Source organism: Bacillus xiamenensis (genome assembly GCF_000300535.1).
Taxonomy (GTDB): Bacteria; Bacillota; Bacilli; order Bacillales; family Bacillaceae; genus Bacillus; species Bacillus xiamenensis.
The window spans coordinates 42,636-66,209 of record NZ_AMSH01000008.1; the positions used below are offsets into that span (position 1 = coordinate 42,636).

At 43.1% G+C, this 23,574-nt stretch carries 26 protein-coding genes and 2 pseudogenes; 10 read left to right on the forward strand and 18 right to left on the reverse strand.

Going from position 1 to position 23,574, the window contains the following annotated elements:
- Positions 1–14: 14 nt before the first annotated feature.
- Both BA1_RS04995 and BA1_RS05000 read right to left on the reverse strand, forming a co-directional pair.
- Positions 15–335 (reverse strand): thioredoxin family protein, encoded by a 321-nt coding sequence (locus BA1_RS04995; RefSeq protein WP_008356386.1) that lies wholly within the window; start codon positions 333–335, stop codon positions 15–17.
- On the reverse strand, positions 322–1,350 hold the full coding sequence (locus BA1_RS05000) for a PTS sugar transporter subunit IIC (protein WP_008356388.1): 1,029 nt from the start codon (positions 1,348–1,350) through the stop codon (positions 322–324). Before BA1_RS05000 ends, BA1_RS04995 begins: the two co-directional genes overlap by 14 nt.
- A gap of 200 nt (positions 1,351–1,550) precedes the next feature.
- Here BA1_RS05000 and BA1_RS05005 point away from each other — a divergent pair, with 200 nt between their 5' ends.
- Positions 1,551–1,997: a YtoQ family protein gene (locus tag BA1_RS05005; RefSeq protein ID WP_008356391.1), complete on the forward strand. Its 447-nt coding sequence runs from the start codon at positions 1,551–1,553 to the stop codon at positions 1,995–1,997.
- Positions 1,998–2,041: 44 nt separating this feature from the next.
- Here the strand turns inward: BA1_RS05005 and BA1_RS05010 are convergent, their stop codons facing one another.
- Positions 2,042–3,115, reverse strand: a complete 1,074-nt coding sequence (locus BA1_RS05010; RefSeq protein WP_008356392.1) for a M42 family metallopeptidase — start codon at positions 3,113–3,115, stop codon at positions 2,042–2,044.
- 198 nt (positions 3,116–3,313) lie between these two features.
- Here BA1_RS05010 and BA1_RS05015 point away from each other — a divergent pair, with 198 nt between their 5' ends.
- Entirely contained in the window at positions 3,314–3,628 is a 315-nt protein-coding gene (locus BA1_RS05015; protein WP_008356395.1) for a PepSY domain-containing protein, read from the forward strand.
- Between the two features lie 41 nt (positions 3,629–3,669).
- Here BA1_RS05015 and BA1_RS05020 read toward each other — a convergent pair whose 3' ends face one another.
- The 3 genes from BA1_RS05020 to trmB form a co-directional block, all read right to left on the reverse strand.
- Positions 3,670–5,367 carry an NAD-dependent malic enzyme gene (locus BA1_RS05020; RefSeq protein WP_008356396.1) on the reverse strand — a complete coding sequence of 566 codons (1,698 nt, stop codon included), beginning with the start codon at positions 5,365–5,367 and terminating at the stop codon, positions 3,670–3,672.
- A gap of 62 nt (positions 5,368–5,429) precedes the next feature.
- A complete protein-coding gene (locus BA1_RS05025; RefSeq protein WP_008356398.1) occupies positions 5,430–6,278 on the reverse strand; it encodes a YtnP family quorum-quenching lactonase in 849 nt (282 codons plus the stop codon).
- Positions 6,279–6,395: 117 nt separating this feature from the next.
- On the reverse strand, positions 6,396–7,037 hold the full coding sequence (gene trmB, locus BA1_RS05030; protein ID WP_008356399.1) for a tRNA (guanosine(46)-N7)-methyltransferase TrmB: 642 nt from the start codon (positions 7,035–7,037) through the stop codon (positions 6,396–6,398).
- 188 nt (positions 7,038–7,225) lie between these two features.
- Here trmB and BA1_RS05035 point away from each other — a divergent pair, with 188 nt between their 5' ends.
- Positions 7,226–7,501 carry a YtzH-like family protein gene (locus BA1_RS05035; protein ID WP_008356401.1) on the forward strand — a complete coding sequence of 92 codons (276 nt, stop codon included), beginning with the start codon at positions 7,226–7,228 and terminating at the stop codon, positions 7,499–7,501.
- On the opposite strand, the gene BA1_RS05040 is transcribed toward BA1_RS05035, so the two are convergent.
- The 4 genes from BA1_RS05040 to thpR form a co-directional block, all read right to left on the reverse strand.
- Positions 7,498–8,298, reverse strand: coding sequence for a phosphotransferase family protein (locus BA1_RS05040; protein ID WP_008356403.1), 801 nt, complete (start codon positions 8,296–8,298; stop codon positions 7,498–7,500). The genes BA1_RS05035 and BA1_RS05040 overlap by 4 nt on opposite strands.
- A 283-nt stretch (positions 8,299–8,581) precedes the next feature.
- Positions 8,582–9,511 (reverse strand): YegS/Rv2252/BmrU family lipid kinase, encoded by a 930-nt coding sequence (locus BA1_RS05045; protein ID WP_008356405.1) that lies wholly within the window; start codon positions 9,509–9,511, stop codon positions 8,582–8,584.
- A 46-nt stretch (positions 9,512–9,557) separates the two neighbouring features.
- Positions 9,558–10,493: a hypothetical protein gene (locus tag BA1_RS05050; RefSeq protein WP_008356407.1), complete on the reverse strand. Its 936-nt coding sequence runs from the start codon at positions 10,491–10,493 to the stop codon at positions 9,558–9,560.
- Between the two features lie 25 nt (positions 10,494–10,518).
- Positions 10,519–11,070, reverse strand: a complete 552-nt coding sequence (gene thpR / locus BA1_RS05055) for an RNA 2',3'-cyclic phosphodiesterase (protein WP_008356408.1) — start codon at positions 11,068–11,070, stop codon at positions 10,519–10,521.
- 94 nt (positions 11,071–11,164) lie between these two features.
- Here thpR and cysK point away from each other — a divergent pair, with 94 nt between their 5' ends.
- Complete coding sequence (gene cysK, locus BA1_RS05060) at positions 11,165–12,094, forward strand: cysteine synthase A (RefSeq protein WP_008356410.1); 930 nt, start codon at positions 11,165–11,167, stop codon at positions 12,092–12,094.
- Between the two features lie 67 nt (positions 12,095–12,161).
- On the opposite strand, the gene BA1_RS05065 is transcribed toward cysK, so the two are convergent.
- The gene (locus BA1_RS05065) at positions 12,162–12,779 is read right to left on the reverse strand and encodes a Type 1 glutamine amidotransferase-like domain-containing protein (protein WP_008356412.1); all 618 of its coding nucleotides are present in this window, start codon (positions 12,777–12,779) and stop codon (positions 12,162–12,164) included.
- A gap of 29 nt (positions 12,780–12,808) precedes the next feature.
- Entirely contained in the window at positions 12,809–14,209 is a 1,401-nt protein-coding gene (gene pepV, locus BA1_RS05070) for a dipeptidase PepV (protein ID WP_008356415.1), read from the reverse strand.
- Between the two features lie 93 nt (positions 14,210–14,302).
- Between pepV and BA1_RS05075 the strand changes: the two genes are divergently transcribed.
- Both BA1_RS05075 and BA1_RS05080 read left to right on the forward strand, forming a co-directional pair.
- Positions 14,303–15,601 carry an NCS2 family permease gene (locus BA1_RS05075; protein ID WP_008356417.1) on the forward strand — a complete coding sequence of 433 codons (1,299 nt, stop codon included), beginning with the start codon at positions 14,303–14,305 and terminating at the stop codon, positions 15,599–15,601.
- A gap of 369 nt (positions 15,602–15,970) precedes the next feature.
- Complete coding sequence (locus BA1_RS05080) at positions 15,971–16,192, forward strand: DeoR family transcriptional regulator (RefSeq protein WP_008356419.1); 222 nt, start codon at positions 15,971–15,973, stop codon at positions 16,190–16,192.
- Positions 16,193–16,260: 68 nt separating this feature from the next.
- On the opposite strand, the gene BA1_RS05085 is transcribed toward BA1_RS05080, so the two are convergent.
- Both BA1_RS05085 and BA1_RS05090 read right to left on the reverse strand, forming a co-directional pair.
- Entirely contained in the window at positions 16,261–16,977 is a 717-nt protein-coding gene (locus BA1_RS05085) for a pseudouridine synthase (protein ID WP_008356422.1), read from the reverse strand.
- Positions 16,978–16,993: 16 nt separating this feature from the next.
- Positions 16,994–18,616 (reverse strand): putative polysaccharide biosynthesis protein, encoded by a 1,623-nt coding sequence (locus BA1_RS05090; RefSeq protein ID WP_008356424.1) that lies wholly within the window; start codon positions 18,614–18,616, stop codon positions 16,994–16,996.
- 175 nt (positions 18,617–18,791) lie between these two features.
- Between BA1_RS05090 and BA1_RS05095 the strand changes: the two genes are divergently transcribed.
- The 4 genes and pseudogenes from BA1_RS05095 to BA1_RS19385 form a co-directional block, all read left to right on the forward strand.
- Positions 18,792–20,063 (forward strand): BaiN/RdsA family NAD(P)/FAD-dependent oxidoreductase, encoded by a 1,272-nt coding sequence (locus BA1_RS05095; RefSeq protein WP_008356427.1) that lies wholly within the window; start codon positions 18,792–18,794, stop codon positions 20,061–20,063.
- A complete protein-coding gene (locus BA1_RS05100; protein ID WP_008356429.1) occupies positions 20,060–20,260 on the forward strand; it encodes a hypothetical protein in 201 nt (66 codons plus the stop codon). Before BA1_RS05095 ends, BA1_RS05100 begins: the two co-directional genes overlap by 4 nt.
- A gap of 137 nt (positions 20,261–20,397) precedes the next feature.
- Positions 20,398–20,628 (forward strand): annotated as a pseudogene (locus BA1_RS19380) (BCCT family transporter); the annotation flags it as partial.
- A gap of 19 nt (positions 20,629–20,647) precedes the next feature.
- Positions 20,648–20,761: pseudogene (locus BA1_RS19385) on the forward strand (BCCT family transporter); the annotation flags it as partial.
- Between the two features lie 165 nt (positions 20,762–20,926).
- On the opposite strand, the gene BA1_RS05115 reads toward BA1_RS19385, so the two are convergent.
- The 4 genes from BA1_RS05115 to BA1_RS05130 form a co-directional block, all read right to left on the reverse strand.
- Positions 20,927–21,109, reverse strand: coding sequence for a sporulation protein Cse60 (locus BA1_RS05115; RefSeq protein WP_008356431.1), 183 nt, complete (start codon positions 21,107–21,109; stop codon positions 20,927–20,929).
- Positions 21,110–21,210: 101 nt separating this feature from the next.
- Positions 21,211–21,522 carry a rhodanese-like domain-containing protein gene (locus BA1_RS05120; protein ID WP_034738415.1) on the reverse strand — a complete coding sequence of 104 codons (312 nt, stop codon included), beginning with the start codon at positions 21,520–21,522 and terminating at the stop codon, positions 21,211–21,213.
- Positions 21,523–21,576: 54 nt separating this feature from the next.
- Positions 21,577–22,260, reverse strand: coding sequence for a YesL family protein (locus BA1_RS05125; protein WP_008356435.1), 684 nt, complete (start codon positions 22,258–22,260; stop codon positions 21,577–21,579).
- A 24-nt stretch (positions 22,261–22,284) separates the two neighbouring features.
- Entirely contained in the window at positions 22,285–23,574 is a 1,290-nt protein-coding gene (locus BA1_RS05130; RefSeq protein ID WP_008356436.1) for a Gfo/Idh/MocA family protein, read from the reverse strand.

Below are 23,574 nucleotides of genomic sequence, written 5' to 3' on the forward strand. Positions count from 1 at the left end.
AGACTCTCCTTTTGTTATTTAGAAAGAGAATCTGTTAAAAATGCTTCAATCTCTTCCTTTGTCTTACGATCTTTGCTGACAAAACGGTTGATCTCTTTTCCGTTTTTAAAAACTAAAAAGCTTGGAATGCCGTAAATGTCCCACTCTGCACAAGTGTCGATGAACTGATCTCTATCCACATAGAAGTATTCAAATTCTGGATAGTTTGCTTCAAGCTCTGGCAAAAACGGCTCAATAAATGTGCAGTCCGGGCACCAGTCAGCTGAAAATAGTAATACGGTTAAGTCTTCTTGAATCACTTTTTGTAATTCTTCGTTTGATTCAATTTTTTTCATGTTTGATTCCTCCAGTTTGTATGGTTAAATCTCCAAATTGTATATAGCCTTTCTTTCTCATCCATTCTGATACTACCAAACTAATCACTGCCGGGCCAACGATATGCAAGAGTGCAATCGCGAGGAAAACGGATGGATGAAACCCCATGACTGTCAGTGTCATGAGCTGACCGACAAGACCGCTCGTTCCCATCCCCGCTCCTGCCGCATTATTGACCATCCCAAAGCCAATAATACCAATTGGCGCAAGAATCAGGCCCGCAATGGTCGGCGGAATGAGAATGAGGGGATTTTTCACAATGTTCGGCAGCTGTAGTTTTGACGTCCCAATACCAACAGCAACAAGACCGCCAAAGCGATTTTCTCTAAAACCTGCAGCGGCAAAACCGACCATCTGCGCGCAGCAGCCAATCGTTGCAGCACCGGCCGCTGTCCCGGTCAAATCAAGCATCAGCGCAAGCGCAGCACTTGAAATCGGTGAGCTGAGCGCAAGTCCAACAATGGTTGCGACCAGCATGCCCATCATCAGTGGACTTTGGTCAGTCCCCCATACGATGAGCCTGCCTAGCCCTGTCATCACCGCCTGAATCCCAGGGCCGATGAAAGCAGCGGTGAGAAAGCCTGTCATAATGGTCACAAGCGGCGTTAAAATAATATCAATTCTCGTCTCACCACTAACAAGTTTGCCTAATTCTACACCAATGAGAGCAGCCACAAAACTTCCAGCAGGTCCCCCAAGCTCTGCTCCAGCGGCACCTGAGACAACACTTGCAAAAATGATCAAAGGAGACGCATTTAAGCGATAGGCAACGGCTACACCGATTGCCGGTCCCATGAGCCCCATGGCAAGCGTTCCCATTTTGATGATAAGCGGCAGTGATAACAGACCGCCTGCTGTTTTTAAGATCAGCCCTACCACTAATGTAGCAAATAGACCTAAAGCCATATAAGAGAGTGCATCAATAAAATACACCTTTGGCGAAAGGGAAAGACCCTTTCTTTTCAAATAAGTCATCAATGTCGTCTTCCTGCCTTCTCATAGGAAAGACGAAGATGCCTGTCCTTCCTATTATATGTAGTATTCTTACGATGAAAAATAGTCTCTACCATGAATATCATAATCATATTTTTTTTGCTTTATCAAGCACTTCTTGTGTAACATGAAAAGAAACAGGGCAAACCTTTACTAAGTTTGTGCACAAGGAGGAGATCGTTATGCAATTAACGGTTTATTTAGCTGGAGAAATACATAGCCAGTGGCGTGATGAAATCAAGGAGAAAAGCCAATCGTTAAAGTTACCAGTGACATTTGTGGGCCCAATGGAGAATCATGACCGCTCGGATCACATCGGGGAAGATATTTTAGGTGAGCAGCCAGATGCCATTTTTAAAGACGATGCGGCTTCTGATTTGAACAATTTCCGGACCGAAATTTTATTGAATAAAGCGGACGTCGTCATTGCGCGGTTTGGTGAGAAATATAAACAGTGGAACACTGCAATGGATGCTTCTTCCGCCATCGCTAAAGGAAAACCTCTTATTTTGATTCGCCCTAAGGAATTACACCATCCATTAAAAGAACTATCCAACAAAGCAAATGTTACTGTGGAAACAGTCAATCAAGCCATTAAGGCGTTATCATACGTGTTTGAACAGGAATAGGAAAAAAGGCCGCTCTCATGAAAAGGGCAGCCTTTTCTTATTTTTTACACCTGTTGATAAATCGAATCCACCGTGCTTTGATCACAGTTTTTGACAAGTTGGACAATTAATTCTTTTGCGGCAGCATAATCATCTACATGCAAGACAGAATGACTTGTATGAATGTAACGCGCGCACACACCAATCACAGCAGACGGTACACCTTGGTTCGAAATGTGAACACGTCCAGCATCCGTTCCGCCCGGCGATACAAAGTATTGATATGGGATATTGTTTGTTTCAGCTGTATCGAGAACAAAGTCTTTCATGCCCCGGTGCGTAATCATCGTTCGATCAACAATACGAAGAAGTGCACCTTTTCCAAGCTGGCCGAATTGTGTGTGATCACCCGTCACATCATTTGCAGGGCTTGCATCTAAAGCAAAAAATAGATCAGGCTGAATCATATTCGCTGCTACCGCTGCCCCTCTTAGCCCTACTTCCTCTTGAACTGTTGCACCTGAATACAGCTGACATGAAAGGGTTTCGTCTTTTAATTCTTTTAATAATTCAATGGCAAGTCCGCACCCGTAGCGGTTATCCCAAGCCTTGGCTAAAATCTTTTTAGGATTGGCCATTGGGGTAAAGACCGTCGCAGGAACGATTTGCTGTCCTGGGCGAACGCCAAGCTCTTTCGCCTCTTCCTCACTATCTGCACCAATATCAATCAGCATATCTGACGGCTTCACTGGTCTATTTTTTTGTTCTGGTGTCAGAAGGTGGGGAGGTGTGCTTGACACGACACCAGGGATTGGTCCGTGATCGGTATGTACATCCACACGCTGCGCGAGCATCACTTGACTCCACCAGCCGCCAAGTGTTTGAAAACGAATCATCCCGTTTTTCGTAATTGATGAGACCATGAAGCCGACTTCATCCATATGACCAGCCACCATGATTTTCGGTCCCTTTTCCGAACCCTTACGTACGCCAAACACCCCGCCAAGGCGGTCCTGTATGAGCTCATCGGAATATTTCTCAAGTTCTTTTTTCATAAAAGCACGCACATGGTGCTCATTACCTGGAGTTCCCTGTAATTCTGTTAAATTTCGGAAAAGCGACAATGTTTCGTTGTTCATTCGACAGTTACCCTCGTTTCTATGTAATGACCATATAAATTCCTATAAACATACACTCCCTTTATACTATAAGAATTCTTTCGGTTTTCCAAGTATCTCTCCAGAAATTTTGAATATGCTTTCAAGTATTCGGATTTCTTAACATCACAGGACAAGTTTTGTATAATGGAAAAAACAGCAATACGGAGGTGCAGCACGTTGAAGTTAAAACATGTTCTGATTGGTGCAAGTATTGGCGTAGCCGCTGCAATTGTTGCCAAAAAAATCTTTTTCCCTGCGTACATCTCGTCTGAAAAAGCATTGAAAATTGTAAAATCTGCTTTTAAACAACGCGGCCCGATTGATGGCTCTTGGATTTACACTGTACCAGAACCTTATACCGTAAACGGTGAAACAATTGATGTGTACAAATCTGGCATTACACGCTCTGCCTTTGGCGAGCTTGAACAGTACGAAGTCATGATTGATGCAAAAACAGGTATGATTGTTGATGTCATTGATTCTGTTGCTTAAATAAGAAAGCTTCGCAAAGACGTGTCCTTGCGAAGCCTTTTTTATACGGCTTTGATTTTTTTGTACACAGGGTGCCACATGGCATCTTGCACGGCCTGTATGAGATCATCAGGCGTTTCTTCAGCAACCCCTTCGTCAATCGCCGCTTGTGCCACGCGGACAGCCACTGTCGCTGAAACCGTTCGGAGCTGATCGACACTTGGAAGCATCGCCGCACCCGGTTTTCCGACATTGACCATGCTCGCAATGGCTTCAGCACTTGCTACAAACATGCTGTCTGTCATCAGCCGGGCTTTAGACACAATCGTTCCAAGACCAAGACCAGGAAAGACGAGGGCGTTATTTGCCTGCCCAATTTCATAGGTCACCCCATTGTATTCCACAGGATCAAATGGGCTTCCTGTTGTCACAAGCGCACGTCCTTCTGTCCACTCGATCAGATCCTCCGGTTTTGCCTCTGAAAGAGGTGTTGGGTTAGACATCGGTAAAATCGCTGGGCGCTCTACATGTGACGCCATTTCTTTGACAATTTCCTCAGTAAATGCGCCTCCTACGGTCGACGTACCAATTAAAATTGTTGGTTTGGCCTGCTTCACGACCTCTAATAAATCAATGGAGTGCTTTGGGCCATTACGAGCATAATCCTTTACTTCATCAGAACGTCTTTCATATGGCTTTTGAAATGGCTGAATGTCTGGTGAATCATCTGTAAGCAATCCCGTTTTATCAATACACCAGAACTGGTCATATGATGCTTCTTCTTTGACTCCATCTCTTACAATGGCATCACGAATTTGCTCAGCTATTCCAATACCTGCTGTACCTGCTCCAAAGATGACGATTCGGTGGTCTTTCAGCGGAACCTTTGATGCTTTTGCACATGCCAAAACCGCAGCAAGTGAAACCGCTCCTGTTCCTTGAATATCATCATTGAACGTACAAATACGGTCCTTATACTTTTCCAAAATGGCGCGGGCATTTTTTGTACCAAAGTCTTCCCAGTGAAGGAGTGCATTTGGAAAGGTGGCGCGGGCAAGCTCAACATATTGATCAATGAACTGATCATACCGCTCTCCTCGAACGCGGGAGTGCTGATTGCCGACATAAAGCGGATCATTTAAGAGGCTTTCTTGGTTCGTCCCGGCATCAAGCACCACTGCCAGCACACGGCTAGGGTCAATACCTGCCGCCGCTGTATAAACAGCCAGCTTCCCGACTGAAATGGCAATTCCGCCAACGCCCCAGTCTCCGATGCCTAAAATACCTTCTGCATCCGTCGCAACGATTAAATCAATTGATTCATCGACACCGTAAGAGGCAAAAATCTCTTCCATGCCTTCTAAGTCATCAATGGATAAATAAAGTCCTCTTGGTTTTCTATACTCGTGGCTGTAACGTTGAATCGCCGTTCCTACGGTCGGGGTGTATACAATCGGCAGCATTTCCGCCAAATGCTCATTTAATAATTTGTAAAAGAGCACTTCGTTTCTGTCATGAAGCGCTGTTAAATACACATTTTTTCCAAGGGCGTCCGGCTGTGCTTGAAACTGCTCATATGCACGCTTTGCCTGATCTTCTAATGTTAAGACCTTAGGTGGGAGAAATCCCTTTAAACCAAGCTCTTCCCGCTCTTCCTTCGTAAATGCAACCCCTTTGTTTAAATAAGGGATAGACATGACTTCTATCCCTCTTAATGGTGTCTCGATGACATCACCGTGTACACGATAAAATTGGTTCACCTGCACTCTTCCTTTCACAAGTTCATTTTGTCGTTATTTTGTGTGAAAGGCGAAAAAACATACTATCTTCCGGTTTCTCTTTTGACTTCATGCGTGATTGTCCCGTCTGGGTCCCACTTCACAGCTCGGTAAATGGCATCATGATAAAACAAGTACCATGCATTTTTTTCTTCTGCGAATGCCTGCCATTTTTGCTTAGCTGGGATCGAGGTCATTGGATAATCATCATATGCCAGAACCCAAAGTGGATTTTTATGAGCGTGTGTCGGCATGATATCAGCTAAATGAATTGCTGTTTCGCCCTGACTTGTGAGTGTTAAGATGCTGTGCCCTTCGCTATGGCCGCCTGTATGATGCAGCTGAATGCCCTCTGTGACTTCAATGCTTTCTTCAAATGTGACCACTTGATCAACTACTGGCTCCCAGTTTTCTTGCCAATATGTATTTCGTGAGCGAATGTTCGGATGTCTCATTTCGTCCCATTCAATTTTGGACGTGATGATTTTTGCCTGTTGAAAAACAGACACGAGCTCATCGCCTTCACGTTTTGTCAGCCCGCTTGCATGATCAAAGTGCAGATGAGTCATTAATACGTAATCTATATCGGCTGGGCGTAGACCGAGAGCGGCAAGTGATTCTTCTATTTTCGTTTCCTCAGTGACGCCATAATTGCGTTTTTGTTTCTCTGTCAGCTTCCCTGAACCGATACCGGAATCTACTAACAGATGAAGACCGTTCCACCGTATGAGAATTGGATCACACCGTAATTCAATTTGATTGCGATCATTCACAGGGTATTTTTTTGACCATAATGGCTTTGGCACCACTCCAAACATTGCACCGCCGTCCATGTGGGTATCTCCCCCGTTTAACCAAAATAGTTCCATGTCACCTATTTTCATTGTCTCCATGCTGTCATCCCTCCTTTTTCTATCGTAGCAAATACAGCCGAAAATCGCATGTGCTAATCTTTTCATCAAAAAAAGCTGTCCGCAATCGTTCGTTGCAGCCAGCTTTTTCTTCACTTGTTATTCTGGGAATTTCACTTCTGATCGATAGATGGGCTGTCCCATAGAAGAGAATTTCTCTTCATATTCTGTCATCACATTTCCTTCTAGACCATCCTCATGTAAATCAAGGCTCACATACGTTAAAAGGAGTCCGTAGGCAGAAAAGCTCTTTAAAGAATATTCAAATAACCCGCGGTTATCTGTTTTAAAATGTAATTCACCGCCTGGGCGGAGGATTTGTTCATATCGCTCTAAAAAAGCTTTAAATGTCAATCTGCGTTTTTCATGCCTTGATTTTGGCCACGGATCAGAGAAATTCAAATACACCCGGTCAATCTCATTTTCCTCAAACACATCTGTCAATGTCTCAGCGTTGATGTTCAAAAGCTTTACGTTCTCAACATCTGTTTCTTTGATTTTATCAACTGCCGTCACAATGACACTTTTAAATAATTCAATACCAATATAGTTGATATCAGGATGAAGCTTGCCCATTCCAGCAATAAAGCTCCCTTTTCCTGTACCGACTTCAATATGGATTGGATGATCATTTCCAAACAGCTCATGCCATTTCCCTTTATACTGCTCGGGGTTTGCTAAAGCAATATGAGCATTTTCAGCTAAGTAATCATCCGCCCACGGTTTATGTCGCATTCTCAATTTGATACACCTCTATTTTCTTTACATTTTATCAAGATACCACGAAACATAAAGACCCGCAAGACAGCATCTCATATGCCCATATGAAAAAGACCAGTTCCTATTTGGGCTGGTCTTTTTCATGTATAAAATCAATGCTGAATGCACAGTTTAACCACATAAATGACATGCTTGAAAGGAGCATTCACATGGGATTAAACAGCCAACATCAGCTTCAATTAATCAAAGATATTTTAACTGATCACCAGCTGGATTGCTGCGGGACTATTGCAGAATATGAACAGGTGGGACGCGTGATTCAATTAATGCTGGCAAAAGAAGATCTTGATCCTGATATTCGCCAGCTGCTGACAGATATTTATGATTACAGCCAAAAGGGCACTTCTGTCAGTTCAATTGATGCACATATCGAGGAGCATCAATCTCATCTGTCGGAGTGGGTCGAGAACATTCCACTGTCTTAATGGATGTTTAACCGTTTTAACAATGCGCTTAGCTCCGCTTGCACTTCTTTTTGCGCCTTTTCATTGCCTTTTCTTTTATGCCAAACGACAAACGATACGGTTTCTGCGAGCACATACCATGCCATGCGTTTTCGCAGGTTGTCTGTCAGCGGGGCACCATACATCGAGAGCCAGCTTTCCCAGTTCTCTTCTTCAACATAATGATAGAGGAGCGGTCCAAGATCAATCGCTGGATCCGCAATCATCGCCCCATCCCAATCAATCAAATAGAGCTGATTTTCATCTGTGAGCAGCCAATTATTATGATTGAGGTCACAATGACATACGACCTTGTCCTCGAATTGGACTGCCTCCACATGCTGCTCTAAATACTGGATAGCACGCGCGATATCATGTGATTCAATCTGCTCTTTTAAGATGGACTGCTTGAGATGCATCAGAATGGATTCAGGGTCAAGCGAGTGCTTTTCTAATCGTTTCAGCATATCAAGCAGCTCTTTCGATGTATGAATTTTTCTAAGCTGCTCCGCAACAGGACGGTCATTCATGTCCTTTGGCTTCAGCTCTCGGCCGCTCAGCCAGTGCTGCGCAGTGATCACATCCCCATTTTCCATCCGTTTTGTCCAGACAAGCTTCGGCACAATGCCTTCAGCTGACAAAACCGCAAGAAACGGTGACGTATTGCGTTTTAAAAATAGCTTTTGGTCATTGTGTGTTGCGAAGTACGCATCTCCCGTAGCGCCTCCAGCAGGAGAGATGTGCCATTCGCTACCTAATATTTGTCCCAACCAGTTCATATCAATTTTCAACCCATCATTTCTTAAAATATTTTAAATCGTGCTTTTTTAGTCGACAAAATTCAGCCGATTGAGATCAATTGGCTGTTTTTTTTTATTTATATGATCATAAAAACAAAAAGGACAGCTATTGAGAATGAGATGCTAAACAATAGCCGTCCCTATAGATTTTATCGCTACCTTCTTATACTCGTCAAGCAAAACTAAAAAATCAGGACAAGAACCTGATGAAAAAGAAGGCTTTTTTCATGGTCTATTTGCCTGCGCATACAGCGGCAGTAGTTTAAGCACGTAATTTTAAGGAGTGTTCACTCGTCTTGACAAAAACAGGCGTTGCGCCTATCACTTCTCCATCTGCATGAAATAAGATTTTTTCATCTGCCTCCAAATAGGCTTCCTCATGCTGAAAAAGGGTGACTCCCTCCATTCCAAGGTGCTTTCGAAAAACCATTGCACTTAAAAACAAGAGGACCTTGAATGGATTCAAATCCGTCACAACAATTGTTTGAAAGCCGGGCTGCCTTGCGCTCGCTTCTGGCGCTGCTTCCAGCCCTCCGCCATAATACGGATGATTGCAGACCATCACAAACCACACTTGGTGAAAAACCTTTCTCTCATTTTCAATAAAAAGAGCAAGGTCAAACGGTTTGAATGACCATAAAGAATGAAGGAATGACAGCGGGTACATGATAAACCCCAGCTTGAGCCGCTTCAGCCACTTTCTCCCTCTGAAATGCACCGTTTTCCTCAAAACATGCGCGTCAAACCCAACACCAATATGATTGAGAAAAAGAACGGATTGCGGACTTTCTGCATGCTCTTGAAAGGAACCGAGAGCAAATGTTTTTGTGAGCATTCTCTTTTGCTTTCTCACTTCTTTGATCACATCGTGACGCTGGATACCAAGCCCCTTCGCAGCGTCATTCCAATGACCCGCCGGGACAAAGCTCAGCTGCACATGTTCGATTTCTTTTAAGCCATTCAGCACTTCATGAATGGTGCCGTCACCGCCAATAACGATTAGACGTTTCAATCTATCGTCTTGCATGGCGCTGATCTGTCTTGCCAAAACTTCAGCATGTCCTTCATGCTGGGTGAGAAACGATCGGTATGAGATCTCCATCTTTTGTAATTCTTTCTCTATGCTCCTCCATGTGCGGAGTCCTTTTCCATGTCCTGCTTCTGGATTGACGATAAAGTACCATTCATTCATATATTAGCTCCACTCAGGTCTCGTTTTTGGTGACCTTCATCTGCCTTTAATCGAGCCATTCCTGCCTTCTTTTGCTGTCTGATTCACCATAGGCGAGCAATGCCTTTGTCGCCTTAAATTGCTGGTGTTTTGTCGGCGCCGTGTTTTTCCGCTGCTTGTCAAACCATTCCTCAGCCTTCTTCTTATCGACAACCTCCATCCCATATGGAACTTCAGGTAAGTCAATATAAGAGGTACGGCTGATGAGGATTTTTTTCACAGGAAGCTCTACACCGCTTTGCTGTAAAATTTTTGACACGACGGTTCCAGAACGAAGAAGGCTTGCGCAAGGGTTCAAGACGGACTGAACAGCTTTTCCAGTCGCGCGCTTTTCCCAAAAACGTTCCTTCGATCCGATATATACGCTGTCTGGCTCTGCCTCTAGAAAAGATAAACAGATCACTTCAAGCGGCGTAATGATCACTGGACATAATTCCATCTCTGCTTTTTGAATGAGCAGCACCGGCTTGTACATGACAAAATAAGAATCGGGCAGCTGCCTTGCAAGCATTCGCAGTTTTTCATCATATCGAATGTGATGGGAGACAGTTGAAATGTGAGAGATCGTCGAGCTGGCCCACTTTAATTGTACATCGTAAAGATGATCCTTAAAAAAGTGAATCAGCTTCGTTTCATCGGTCGGAACGTTTGTAAAGACACCTTGCTCTATATCTGTCGGCTCGTTAAAGAGACTCAGGTCCTGTTCCTTTTTCATATCGGCTTCTTTTTGCTTTCTCTTTAAGGAGAATTTCTTTCTCTTTTCTTCCTCTTGTTCAGGTGCTTGTTTAAGGAACTGGTCAACTTGCTGCTGCGCCTCTTCTTTTGAAGCTCTTTTTAACTCGTCCCATCTTTGCTTTTTCAATCGAATAAACTGATTGATGTAATGATGCGGGTCTTGTTCATATCGTGATATATAATCTTGGATTTTAATGATTTGCGCCATCTGCTGATCACTCCAACTTCTAGAATCATTTATGTAGGGTAAATTGTTTAATTACGTGATAACGCGGGGTTTCTTTGAGACGAATTTCAAATAAAGCGATACTAGAAACCTCCATCGAATATGGCTCTTTACGTAAGGGCGCTTGTTCTATATAGGGCTGATCCGCATTCCATTTTCGCGCAATCGTCATATGCGGATGAAATGGTCTTTTTTCTACAGGGTGATCTGCTGACAATACGGCTTCTTTCACCTTTTCTCTTACATCCATCAAAGGTTTACTTTCACTAGGCTTTGCAAAAAAGACTCTCGGTCGCTCAATTTGACCAAATACCCCTATCTCATTCAGCTTCAGCGGGAAAGCAGACATCTCATGAGACAGCTGTTCAAGCAGCTCAGATATCTTGTTTAAACGGTCCTCTGGAATTGCGCCTAAAAACACAAGGGTGACATGATAATCAATGGGTGCTGTCCATTTTTGAAAAGACAGTTCGCTCCTCTTGTCTATATCCGCTTTTATTTGATGCGCAAGTTGTTCAGGGATTTGAATCCCGATAAAATAATGACGGCTTTCTGCCATATCATCACCTGTCCTTTTTTAACAAACTTTACGAATCCCCATTGATGATAGTATAACTAAAGTAATGCGTAATGAGAAGAAAGGGTGTCATATAATGAAGGTTGCACACAATATCGCTGAGCTGATCGGCGACACTCCGCTTGTAAAATTACAGCGGCTTCAGCCAGACAATGCGGCGGCTGTTTATTTAAAGCTGGAATCATTTAATCCGAGTGGAAGTGTAAAAGATCGTGCTGCTTACAATATGATCGTTGAGGCAGAGAAGCAAGGGAAGCTCACAAAAGGGGCTACAATTATTGAACCAACAAGCGGGAATACAGGAATTGGTTTAGCGATGAACGCTGCTGCAAGAGGCTACAAAGCCATTCTTGTTATGCCTGATACGATGACACAGGAAAGAATCAATATTTTAAAGGCATATGGTGCACAGGTCGTCTTAACCCCAGGGGAGGAAAAAATGCCGGGCTGTATTCAGAAGGCAGAGGAACTAGCTGCTCAAATTCCTCACAGCTTTATTCCCATGCAATTTGACAACGGAGCGAACCCTGATGCTCACAGAAGGACGACCGCTCTAGAAATAATGGATGCGGTGAAACAGCTCGGTCAACCGCTAGGCGCTTTTGTCGCAACTGCTGGAACTGGCGGTACCATTACAGGCACTGGAGAGGAATTAAAGAAAGCATTTCCTGAATTGACCATACGTGTGGCAGAGCCGAAGGGATCGCCTGTTTTATCAGGCGGGAAACCTGGCAAGCATAAGCTCGTTGGCACAAGTCCAGGATTTATCCCAAATATTTTAAACGAACAGGTCTATGATGACATTGTGCAAGTAAGCGATGAAGATGCGTATCACATCACGCGGCAGCTTGCCCGCCTTGAAGGCATTTTAGTCGGTCCATCGTCTGGGGCGGCGTGCTATGCAGCCATTGAAACAGCCAAACAGCTCCCAAAGGATCACATGGTCGTCTGTATGACAGCAGATACGGGTGAACGCTATTTATCAAGTGATGTTTTTCAGGATTAGGATTAAAAAAGGAACAGGGGGATGAGCCCCTGTTCCTTTTTCTTTATTTCACATTGAGTGAACCCTATCAAACCGACTTCACCTCAGCCTGCTCCCCTGTAATGAGTAAAACCTGTTCATCTGTCAGCGGGAACAAAGAGAGCGTTTCTTGATATTTCTTAATGATTTGCTGTGCGGCTTCACCTAAATAGGCATGATGCATGTGCGGAACAGGATAGCTGCTCATGTCATTGAATCCTTCAAACGAAAGTAATTCTGGCGCTTTCTCCTGATCATCCATCAGTGATATATATTCAATGTTTGGCGCCATGATGATACTCCCTGCGGATTCTCCGATGTACAGCTTGCCTTTGCTCATTTCTTCCTTCAACACGTGATCAAGTCCATGCTTTCTTAATTCCTGTAACAAATAAAAGCTATTGCCGCCCGACACATAGATGACATCATTTTTTTCGATCATACGTGTCATTTCTTCAGCCGTATGCTCAGCCATCTGCACAGTCTCTATGTGCATGTCTAATTGATGAAAGGCCTCTTTTGCTGCCTCCACATAGTGCGTGACCTCCTCCACCTCACTGGCTGTTGGAATGAATGTCACGCTTTTTCCTTTTAATGATTCACCCGCAAAGTCAGACAAGAGAGAATAGGTATCTTTAAACGAAGAGCATAAGAACATTTTTTTCACTGCGAAATCCCCTCTTCTCTTTCCTTTTTCTATTTTGCCAATTCATACATGGCTTGTGCATATAGAGCTGTTGCTCTTAGTAAGTCATCAATTTCGATATATTCATCTTTTTGGTGTGCACAATCTGGTCTTCCTGGGAATAGCGGGCCAAAGGCAACTCCTGCCTCTAATGACCTCGCATACGTTCCTCCCCCAATCGCAATGAGGGTCGCAGGATCTCCAGTTTGTTCTTCATATACCCGCTGCAATGTTTTCACAAGTGGATGATCTTTTGAGACGTGATGCGGAGGGCTGTCGTCAAATTTCTCAATGACTGCTCCTTTGATACGTTCCATTCCTTTTCTGACTTCCTTCCCGTCCGCTGTCACTGGATACCGGACATTTAGCCCAAGCTTTGCTTCCTCGTTTTGCGTATAGCGGATCGTCCCCACATTCAAGGTCAAGTCGCCGCTAATGTCATCCTTACAAGCAATGCCCAGCTTTTGTCCTCGTGTGTCTTGATCAAATAACGCATTTATTTGTGATGTAAAAGCAAGCCCTTGTTCATCTAATTCATGCTCACATAAGAAATTTGCCATATGAATGCCCGCATTTGTACCATGCGCCGGCTCCATTGCATGAACCGATACACCTTTTAATGTGAAGGTCAGTCCATCCGCTGTCATCTTTACCTCACCGGTTAATTGATTTTCTGCGAGATAGGCTTCAAAAGCTGTTTTCAATGCTTCAGCATCGTGTTCGTTTGTTGCTGCCACAATCGCTTTGGCTTCATCTGGCACCATATTGAGTCTCATGCCTGATGTGAATTGCTTGAGGGTATAACGCTTATTTTCTTCTGATTGTTCGTATGTAAAGGAGACGATGGCATCAATGATCCCTTTTTCAGCATGAATGATGGGGAAATCTGCATCTGGCGCAAAGCCAATTTGCGGCATTGCCTCATGCTTGAAATAGTGATCCACACAGCGCCAATCGCTTTCTTCATCTGTTCCGATGATCATTCGAATTTTTTTAGACAGCTTCAGCCCTGCGTCTTTTAATATCTTCAGTGCGTAAAAAGCCGCCATGGTTGGCCCTTTATCATCAATGGCCCCTCTTGCAAATAGTTTATTTTCTCTTATGTCGGCTGAAAATGGCGGGGTTGTCCAGCCTTCACCAGCAGGCACGACATCCACATGACATAACACACCGACGATGTCTTCGCCTTCTCCATATTCAATATGACCGGCATAGCCATCAACATTTTTCACTGTAAAGCCTTCGTCTTGCCCTTTTTTCAGCATATACTGAAGGGCCTGATCTACTTTTTCTCCAAATGGCTTCCCTTCTGTTCCACCTTCTTCATCAAGAACACTTTCAATTTGTAAAAAAGATTGTGTGTCCTTTATCAAGTCTTCCTTCTTTCGTATGACTTCAGCTTCCCAATTCATTTTCCATTCCTCCTTGAAAAAAGGTTGCAATCCACCCTTAAAACGAATATTATATTAAGTGTTTTGTAATAATGTTCGTAAATGGAGGATTTTATGTTTCACTTAAAAGAAAATCAAACCAACATAAAGAAAGAATTGCTCGCGGGTATGACGACATTCTTTACTATGGTATATATTGTTGCCGTCAATCCAGGAATTCTTTCAGATACAGGCATTCCTTTTGACCAAGTCTTTACTGCAACAATTATCGCTGCTGTTGTCGGCACGCTCTGGATGGCACTCTTTGCCAACTATCCGATTGCCATTGCACCGGGTATGGGGCTGAATGTCTATTTCACCGTCACTGTTGTCGGCGGCGGCGGTCTCAGCTATCAAACAGCGTTCAGTGCGGTATTTGTTGCTGGTATACTCTTTATTATTTTATCGTTAACATCCCTTAGAAAACAACTGATTGAAGCCATTCCAGATAATTTAAAGTACGGCATTACAGCAGGAATCGGCCTTTTCATTGCATTCATTGGTCTAAGACAGTCTGGCATCATTGCCGCTGATCCGCAAAATCTTGTGAAACTCGGTCATTTAAGCTCACCAGTTGTGATTTTGACACTCGTTGGCTTAATGATTTCGGTTATTTTAATGGTTCTTCAAGTCAATGGAGCGCTGTTTATCGGCATGTTAGCGACCACTTTAATTGCACTTGCAACTGGTCAGCTTCACTTGCCTAAAGTGCCGGTAGACATTCCTGCATTGCCTGAAGGGATGCTAATTACAAATCCATTCGCTGCGTTTGGTGATGTATTCACACATCATTTGTATGCCGTCGTATTCTCATTCTTACTTGTGACGATTTTTGATACAACAGGAACGATGATCGGAGTTGCGGAACAAGCAGGATTAATGAAAAATGGCCAGCTGCCAAAGGTCCGCAGAGCCTTGCTTGCTGACTCTGCTGCGACGACGATTGGTTCTATGTTTGGAACAAGCCCAACCACAGCTTATATTGAATCATCATCAGGGGTTGCTGCTGGCGGAAGAACTGGACTGACCTCTTTAACGGTTGCTGCTTTGTTTATTGTCGCATTGTTTTTTGGCCCACTCGTTCAAGCCATTTCTTCCTTACCATCCATCACATCACCTGTTTTAATTATTGTCGGCTGCTTGATGATGAACTCAGTGTCACGCATTCGCTGGAACGAGCTTGACGAAGCATTTCCTGCTTTTCTTGTGATCCTTTCCATGCCGCTGACATCTAGTATTTCTACTGGAATTTCACTTGGATTTATTTCATATCCACTAGTGAAATTGGCAAAAGGGAAATGGAAAGAAGTGCATATTCTTGTTCTCATTTTTGCCATCTTATTTTTCATACAGCTCTTTTTCTTAGAAGGATAAATTGAAAAAAGGGACATTCCCCGTTTGAATGTCCCTTTTTTCATTTGATTGATTTTTTTATTTTGTAAATTTTCAATGTTTATTTTTATTCTTTTCTCAGGTGACAATTCACTTCTTACCCCTTGTGTTTATTGGGTTGTAACCGAATTCAATTCATGATATATAACACATGTCCATTCATGAAGACAAGTTTAAAAACACGTAAAGTTGACTTTTTGGTGGAACTAGATGCATAATAACGTGTATAATAGAATAAAACATTAAGAAACACGAACATTTACCATTGTTGCATGTCCTTATTTCGCAGTTTTAGTGTAGTAAGTTGTGGTTAGTCAAGTCCATCCGATCTTATTGATAGGGAGTGGTTTTTTGAAACCTTCAACAAACCGTATGATGACTCGAATAAAATCAGTCTATATGTTCATTCAAGAGAAAGGTCTTGTGACGACACAAGAGCTGGTTGATGAATTCGGGATCACACCTAGAACCATTCAAAGAGACTTAAACGTGCTTGCCTATAACGATCTTGTTCATAGTCCAAGCCGAGGCAAATGGGAAACAACGAGAAAAAAAGTAAAAATATCATCTTAGGCGAATAATGAATTGTCCATATAACAAAAAGAACCGGCGAGATGTCGGTTCTTTTCTTTTGCTCTATTTTAATCACGATGGATTAAGCTGTCTAACTCCTCGTCTGTCAATTCACGGTACTCCCCGGGTGCTAACTCCTCGTCTAATGAGACAGGGCCCATTGACAGTCGTTTTAGAAATATCACTTCATTGCCCACGGCTTGTGCCATCAGCTTCACTTGATGGTATTTCCCTTCAGTAATCGTTAAACGAATTCGTGTATCCGCCTCTTGATTCGCATCCACTTCAACCTTTGCCGGCTTCGTTTGGTAGTCGTCTAAAATCACAACCCCCTCTTCAAGACGTTTCATGTCTTGATCTCCGAGCGGATATTTCAGATGAACTTCATACGTTTTCGGGACATGCTTTTTTGGAGAAAGTAATTGATGTGCGAGCTGTCCATCATTTGTCAGGAGGAGAAGACCAACTGTGTCCTTATCCAGTCTCCCCACAGGGAACGGCTCCCTTGCGATATCCTCCGGCTCCAGTAGATCGACAACCGTCTCATCTCGCAGATCCTCTGTTGCTGAAATGACGCCATCCGGCTTGTTCATCATTAAATAAATGAATTCTTTATACTCTACACGCTCTCCGTGCACGAGCACTTCATCATTTGATGGATCGACATGATCTTTCACCTGCTTCGCCACTTCTCCATTCACTGTGACAGCCCTTGCCTTGACCAGCTTCTTCACATCTTTTCTTGAACCAAAGCCGCTATTGGCAAGCAATTTATCCAGCCTCATGATGATCCACCTCTTCTTAACTCTTTTGTTTTAAAAATGACGGCATACGTCTGCCAAGTACACGCTCTAATAATCCAACTTTGTAAGATAGGAACATGTACACACCACCGCCAGTGATCATTGAAATCAAAATGACAATACCAGCTTGTACAATTCCGCCTTCATAAGAGATCACTTGACTCACAAGCTGACTCGTCACATAAGCCACTACAGCCATGATCGCCGTTAAAATACTAATGAGAATAAAACGTTTAAAAATCCTGCGGAACGAATAGCCTGCATGGCGCTTGATCATGATGAACATATACAAGATCGATGCACTGTAGCCTAGTGCAGTTGCGAGCACAGAACCGTTTCCTTGCAGCCAGCTAATCAGCGGGATATTCAGAACCGTTTTAATGATAATCCCTAACATAAGACTGACAATCGCAAATTTTTGTTTGTTAATCCCCTGCAAAATTGCTGCGTTAATCGTGAATAAAGAAAACAATAACGCAACTGGTGCATACCAGAACAAAATAGAAATCCCAATCTCAGGATGCACAGACGGATAGAAAAACCAATAAACCGGTCCAGCCAATGCCGAGATTCCAAATGACGCAGGCAGAACGAAGAATAAAATCACCTGCATCGTTTGATCAATTTGCCGATTCAGCAGCTTGTAATTACGTGAGGTAAAGGATTCGGTAATCGTCGGAATCAGTGTTAAGCCAAATGCGGTTGCAAGTGACACAGGGATCATGACGAGCTTTGGTAAATAAAGCGTCACAATAGACAGAACCGCTGTACTAATGTCCTGATGCCCTGATGCAATCATGGCTCTGTTAATTGTATTTGTATCAATATAAGAATAGATTGGAATCGCAAGTCCAACAAACACATATGGTGCTGCATAGCTGAACAGCTCTGTAAACATTTGCTTATAAGATAAATTAGAATAAGCGCCTGTATTCGGCTGCATAGCCAAAAGCCGATCCTTCCGCTTCAGCCAATATACATACAGCGTAAATAGTCCGCCAAACGCACCGATGAGTGCCGCAAATGTGGCATAACCGACCGCAATGACAAGCCCGCCGTCAAGCACCTTTAAAATAATAAACGTCGCTGTTAATAGGAAGATGATTCTGACAAGTTGTTCGATGACTTGGGAAACAGCTGTCGGTCCCATCATCGAGTGCCCTTGGAAGAACCCCCGCACAAGACTCATAATTGGTACAACCAAAAGACCTAAACTGACCATTCGAATCACATAGACCACTTGATCGACCGTCAAACCGCCTGTTTCATTCGATCCGCCAAGCTGAATTTTGGCAAAAATCGGGGCGGTCAAATATAAAATAGAAAAGGCGATAATACCGGTGACAAGCATGACCGACATACCCGCCCTGAACATTTTTCTTGTTGTCTCATAATCGCCGATTGCATTATATTTGGAGACAAATTTCGATACCGCTGTTGGAAAACCAAGTGTAGCAATACTTAAAAAGATCGTATACTGATTGTATCCATATTGGAATAGCGCACCACCAGTCGCTCCGACCATTGCGCTAAATGGAATTAAGTAAATCATACCGAGAATACGAGAGAGATAAGTCCCAATCGTTAAAACCAACGTACCACGAAGCAGTTTATTAGACATGCGCTTAACCACCATTTTTCTAATGAATATTCAACTTAACTATTTTACCACATCATTTCATCGCACAGGTAACAATTCCAATACAGAAGTCACAAAACCAATCAATTCATATTTCAGCCTTCCCTGATCTTCGTTATAATAGAGAAATGACTGAAAGTAGAAAGAGGAATGTAACATGAAACATTATGATGTCATTGTCATTGGCGGCGGACCTTCTGGACTGATGGCCGCGATTGCATCAGCAGAGCACGGTGCAACTGTTCTGTTAATTGACAAAGGAAACAAACTTGGCAGAAAGCTGGCCATTTCTGGCGGCGGACGCTGCAATGTGACCAATCGTCTTCCAGTAGAAGAAATCATCAAGCATATCCCCGGAAACGGCCGTTTTCTATATAGTGCATTTTCTGAGTTCAATAACGAAGATATCATTTCATTCTTTGAACAGCTAGGTATTGAACTAAAAGAAGAAGACCATGGACGTATGTTCCCTGTCTCAAACAAGGCACAATCTGTTGTGGATGCCCTATTAGACAGGCTCCGTGCGCTCAATGTCACCATTCGAACGAATGAAAAGATTAAAACAGTTCTGTATCAAGACGGACAAGCGGCGGGAATTGTTACAAATAATGATGAAAAAATTTCAAGTGACGCCGTTGTCATTGCCGTAGGAGGAAAAAGTGTGCCGCATACAGGCTCTACCGGCGATGGCTATGCATGGGCACAAGCCGCTGGTCATACCATTACAGAGCTCTTTCCAACAGAAGTACCCGTTACATCAGATGAACGTTTTATTAAGGAGAAAGTGCTTCAAGGTCTTTCGTTGCGAAGTGTGGCGGTGAGTGTATTAAATAAAAAAGGAAAACCTGTTGTCACCCATGTCATGGATATGATCTTTACGCACTTCGGGTTATCAGGCCCAGCAGTTCTCAGATGCAGCGGATTTGTTGTAAAGGAGCTGAAAAAACAGCCGACCGTCCGTCTGCAAATTGACTTATATCCGAAGCTCAATGACGAGGAGCTGTTCCAAAAGCTTCATCGCGATTTAAAAGATGAACCAAAAAAAGCCATTAAAAATGTACTAAAGTCTTGGATGCAAGAACGCTACTTATTATTCCTTTTAGAGCGGAATGGCATTGATCCGCAAGATACGTTCTCTGGCCTCGCCAAAGATAAACTGCGTGCGTTTGCCCATGATTGCAAACATTTCATCGTTCATGCGAATGGAACGTTATCTCTGGATAAAGCATTTGTCACAGGTGGCGGCGTTTCTGTCAAAGAGATTGAACCGAAGAAAATGGCATCTAAAAAAATGCGTGGTCTTTATTTCTGCGGAGAGATTTTAGATATTCACGGTTACACAGGCGGCTACAATATTACGTCAGCACTTGTGACAGGCAGGCTGGCTGGTATGAATGCGGCACTAGAAGTAAAGGAGAGATTTCAATGATTAGACGCGCACTTCCAATTGTCATTGCAGTCGTCATTAGCTTGACAGCGGCTGTCATCATGAAGCTGTCGATTTCCCCGTTAAAATTCGCGATTGTTTTGGCGTTTACCATTTTCGCTGTTTGCTTAAAAGAATATGTCTACCGTCTTCGTAAACGAATTGAGGAAAAATCGTCATCACATATCAATGATCGTTAAACGGAAGGAAACATGTGAACGTAAAAAGGAGGTCGAGTGAGAAACTCGCCTCCTTTTTGTTTGAAAATAGTGGAGAGAGGGGAATTAAAATAAAATCCTCTGCTTAAACGTGTAGAACAACAGGAGAGTGAGATGATGTGAAAAACGTATCAAGTGTATTTTGGATTGTGATTGCTATCACATTTGTTGCTGTTCTATGGGGAGCCTTTTCTCCAGAAACATTGCAAAATGTGACAGATCAAATTCAAACATATATTACAAATGACTTTGGCTGGTATTATTTATTAGTGGTATCACTGCTTGTCGGCTTTTGTCTATTCTTTATCTTTAGCCCTATCGGAAAAATAACGCTCGGAAAACCGGGAGAATAGCCTGAATTTGGTCTGTAAATGGATTAATGGATGGACCATCTTCTATTGGGCATGGTGGATCTCTTGGTCTCCATTTGTTGGCATTTTCATTGCACGTGTATCACGCGGACGAACCATTCGAGAATTTTTAGCAGCGGCGGAAATGTCACAAAAGGGAACCTTAAACAATGGCTCGTTAACGGAGGAGACTTACAAGGCTACCTCTTTCAATGTGTTCACTGTAAGAAGCATCGGCTGCATATTGACGCTAGTTAAACGAAAAGGACCTTCCAAATAGGTCCTTTTTGGATGCCGTCTATTTTTTATATAAAATGAGCGCAGAAAAACAGTAGAGCTGTTCTCCCCCTTGCTCACAGATCACCGCTACATTGTATTTGATGTCAATAATTTGGTCGTCGTCCATTCCTCTTAAAAAGAGATTGATTTCGCTTTGTAAATCTTTCTCGTGTTCTTCATCAAATACAGCTACCTTCAGCACATATGCCACTCTCCCTTCTCTTGCTACTCTATCTCTATGCATATAAGGGCGGGCATATGAACAAAAAAAGCCTTCCATCTCGTCGATGAAAGGACTTCATTTTACAGCTTCGGTTTTGTTTCTCCTGTCCATGCAAGCATGCCACCAACGACATTGGTTGCTTGATAGCCTTGGTCTTCTAAGAAATAGCAGACATTCTCACTGCGTTTTCCCGAACGGCAAATAATGTAATACTCTTGCGATTTATCGAACGCATCCAGTTTCTCTGGGATATCGCCCATGCGAATGTGGACTGCTTCTGGAATCATACCTTCTGCTACCTCTTCATCCTCACGCACATCAATTAGCTGAATGGCTTCTTCTTGCTCTAGCTTTTGCTGTAATTCTTCTATTGAAATTTCTTTTACTGCCACGATGCTCATCTCTCCTTTTATTCACAGTGACACCATTATAACAAATCATTCACATCACTGCGTATTCACCCGCTTTGATTGCAGGAAAGACGGCAATCGCTTCTTCACATCTACTGCCTGCTGCTCACTTTCAAACTCTATCTTTTTAAATACTTGATAGGCTAGCCACATGTGTCCATATGCAAGAATACTGATGCTAAAAAACGGCACGATGCCCGGCAAATAAGCAAATAGGATAAAGAGAACCGCCGAGAAAACGAGCATAGAGAGCGTATATTGTAAATACGAGATACCGAGTAGAAGGGAAAACTTTAAATAAAATCGTTTTTTCCAATCATAATGAGCCAGCAGCGGAAAAATATAAAACAGGCTGACAATAAACAGAAAACCAAAGATATAGATTGCAAAACGAAGTACATGTAATAACCAGCTCGTTGGATAAATATAAGCAAGGTCCACATAAATAATTGTCCCAATGATGACTAGCACCGCTCCAATGACATTAGAGCGTACAAATTCTTCGCGGTATACCTTCCAAAAAGTGCGGAATACCTTGACTTGATCGTGCCCTTGTATCCACTTTCTCATCACTGAAAATAACGCTGTTGTTGCAGGCATAAAGCCAAAGATTCCAAGCCCTAATAAGGTGAACAAAAGCCATAGCAAATTCGTATAGGCGAGTCTCATTACCCACTCACACATCCGCAGCATTCTGCTCATTGATCCATCATGATCCATCTCTGTTCCCTCCTCTCTTTCTCGTTACACCGTCTCTTTTTGAAACAATTCTTCTATTTCAATTGGGCGTTTTTCTGCTACTGAGCGCCACATGCCTTCTCCAAGTGCAATCGAATAAGCACCCGCCTCTGCTCCTGCCGAAATGTCATAAGGAATGAGCGGGTCTTTTCCTAAAAATAAATCTGCTAATAACAGCGGATCTCCTCCGCCATGTCCACCTGACTGTTTCACGACTTCAATTGTCTCTTTTCCACCAAACATCGGGTAGTAGAAAATCGTCTGTTCCGGAAATTGAAAAGGAATTCTCGATGGCACATGAAACTCATTTGTTTCAATACGTCCCTTTGTCCCGTTAATCGCAAGCCGGTAGCCTTCATATGGTGCTGAGAATTGAATCGAATAGCTTAACAGAGCCCCTTGGTCATAAGCGACTGACGCCACATATGTATCCTCAATATCAATTTCCTGATCAAAAATACAGGCATCAGGGCGGTAATTTGAGTACAGCTCTGACTGCTCCTGACCTGATTCAATATGGTCGTCCTCCACCTTCGAACGCTCTAACCGCGGATTCCACCTTGCTTCATAATGACATGCATCTTTCACATGGCATGTTCCGCAATATCTATTTTCTTCACTCTGCATAGGATTCCAAGGACTTTCATCCCCATAATAGTTCAGGGCGCCATAGGCAAAGACTTGCTTCGGCTTTTGATCAATCCACCAGTTGACCAAATCAAAATGATGGGTTGATTTATGAATAGAAAGTCCGCCAGAAAATTGACGCGCGCGGTTCCACCTTTTGAAATAACTCGCTCCGTGATACGTATCAATGAGCCAGCTCAACTCAACAGATGTGACCCTTCCAATCTTTCCGTCTAAAATAAGCTCTTTTATCTTCCGATGAAATGGATTGTAGCGATAATTAAAGGTGACTATGACCTTCCCTTTGCTCTCTGCCTCTTTATCCATCACTTTTTTGGCATCTTTTGCTGTTGTGACCATTGGCTTTTCAGTGATGACATCGAGATCATGGTCAAGTGCCTGCATAATATACGTGACATGCGTATCATCCCGTCCCGCTACAATAACGATATCTGGCTGTGCTTCCTTCACCATCTCATCAAAGGCATCCTCATGAAAAAATGAGACACCCCTTAGTGCTGGAAAACGTTCCTGACAAAGTGTATACCGCTTCACATCTACATCTAAGAGCCCTGTAATTCTATAGTGCTCATTGAAATCCTCGGTGAGCGGTTTGATAAACATATTGAAAGCACGGTGACTAAGCCCGCAAACGACGACCCTTTTCAC

Coding starts and splice junctions, on each gene's coding strand:
- BA1_RS04995 (WP_008356386.1), bottom strand. CDS start 335: ATGAAAAAAATTGAATCAAACGAAGAATTACAAAAAGTGATTCAAGAA.
- BA1_RS05000 (WP_008356388.1), bottom strand. CDS start 1,350: ATGACTTATTTGAAAAGAAAGGGTCTTTCCCTTTCGCCAAAGGTGTAT.
- BA1_RS05005 (WP_008356391.1), top strand. CDS start 1,551: ATGCAATTAACGGTTTATTTAGCTGGAGAAATACATAGCCAGTGGCGT.
- BA1_RS05010 (WP_008356392.1), bottom strand. CDS start 3,115: ATGAACAACGAAACATTGTCGCTTTTCCGAAATTTAACAGAATTACAG.
- BA1_RS05025 (WP_008356398.1), bottom strand. CDS start 6,278: ATGGAGACAATGAAAATAGGTGACATGGAACTATTTTGGTTAAACGGG.
- BA1_RS05035 (WP_008356401.1), top strand. CDS start 7,226: ATGGGATTAAACAGCCAACATCAGCTTCAATTAATCAAAGATATTTTA.
- BA1_RS05040 (WP_008356403.1), bottom strand. CDS start 8,298: ATGAACTGGTTGGGACAAATATTAGGTAGCGAATGGCACATCTCTCCT.
- BA1_RS05045 (WP_008356405.1), bottom strand. CDS start 9,511: ATGAATGAATGGTACTTTATCGTCAATCCAGAAGCAGGACATGGAAAA.
- BA1_RS05050 (WP_008356407.1), bottom strand. CDS start 10,493: ATGGCGCAAATCATTAAAATCCAAGATTATATATCACGATATGAACAA.
- thpR (WP_008356408.1), bottom strand. CDS start 11,070: ATGGCAGAAAGCCGTCATTATTTTATCGGGATTCAAATCCCTGAACAA.
- cysK (WP_008356410.1), top strand. CDS start 11,165: ATGAAGGTTGCACACAATATCGCTGAGCTGATCGGCGACACTCCGCTT.
- pepV (WP_008356415.1), bottom strand. CDS start 14,209: ATGAATTGGGAAGCTGAAGTCATACGAAAGAAGGAAGACTTGATAAAG.
- BA1_RS05075 (WP_008356417.1), top strand. CDS start 14,303: ATGTTTCACTTAAAAGAAAATCAAACCAACATAAAGAAAGAATTGCTC.
- BA1_RS05085 (WP_008356422.1), bottom strand. CDS start 16,977: ATGAGGCTGGATAAATTGCTTGCCAATAGCGGCTTTGGTTCAAGAAAA.
- BA1_RS05090 (WP_008356424.1), bottom strand. CDS start 18,616: ATGTCTAATAAACTGCTTCGTGGTACGTTGGTTTTAACGATTGGGACT.
- BA1_RS05095 (WP_008356427.1), top strand. CDS start 18,792: ATGAAACATTATGATGTCATTGTCATTGGCGGCGGACCTTCTGGACTG.
- BA1_RS05100 (WP_008356429.1), top strand. CDS start 20,060: ATGATTAGACGCGCACTTCCAATTGTCATTGCAGTCGTCATTAGCTTG.
- BA1_RS05125 (WP_008356435.1), bottom strand. CDS start 22,260: ATGGATCATGATGGATCAATGAGCAGAATGCTGCGGATGTGTGAGTGG.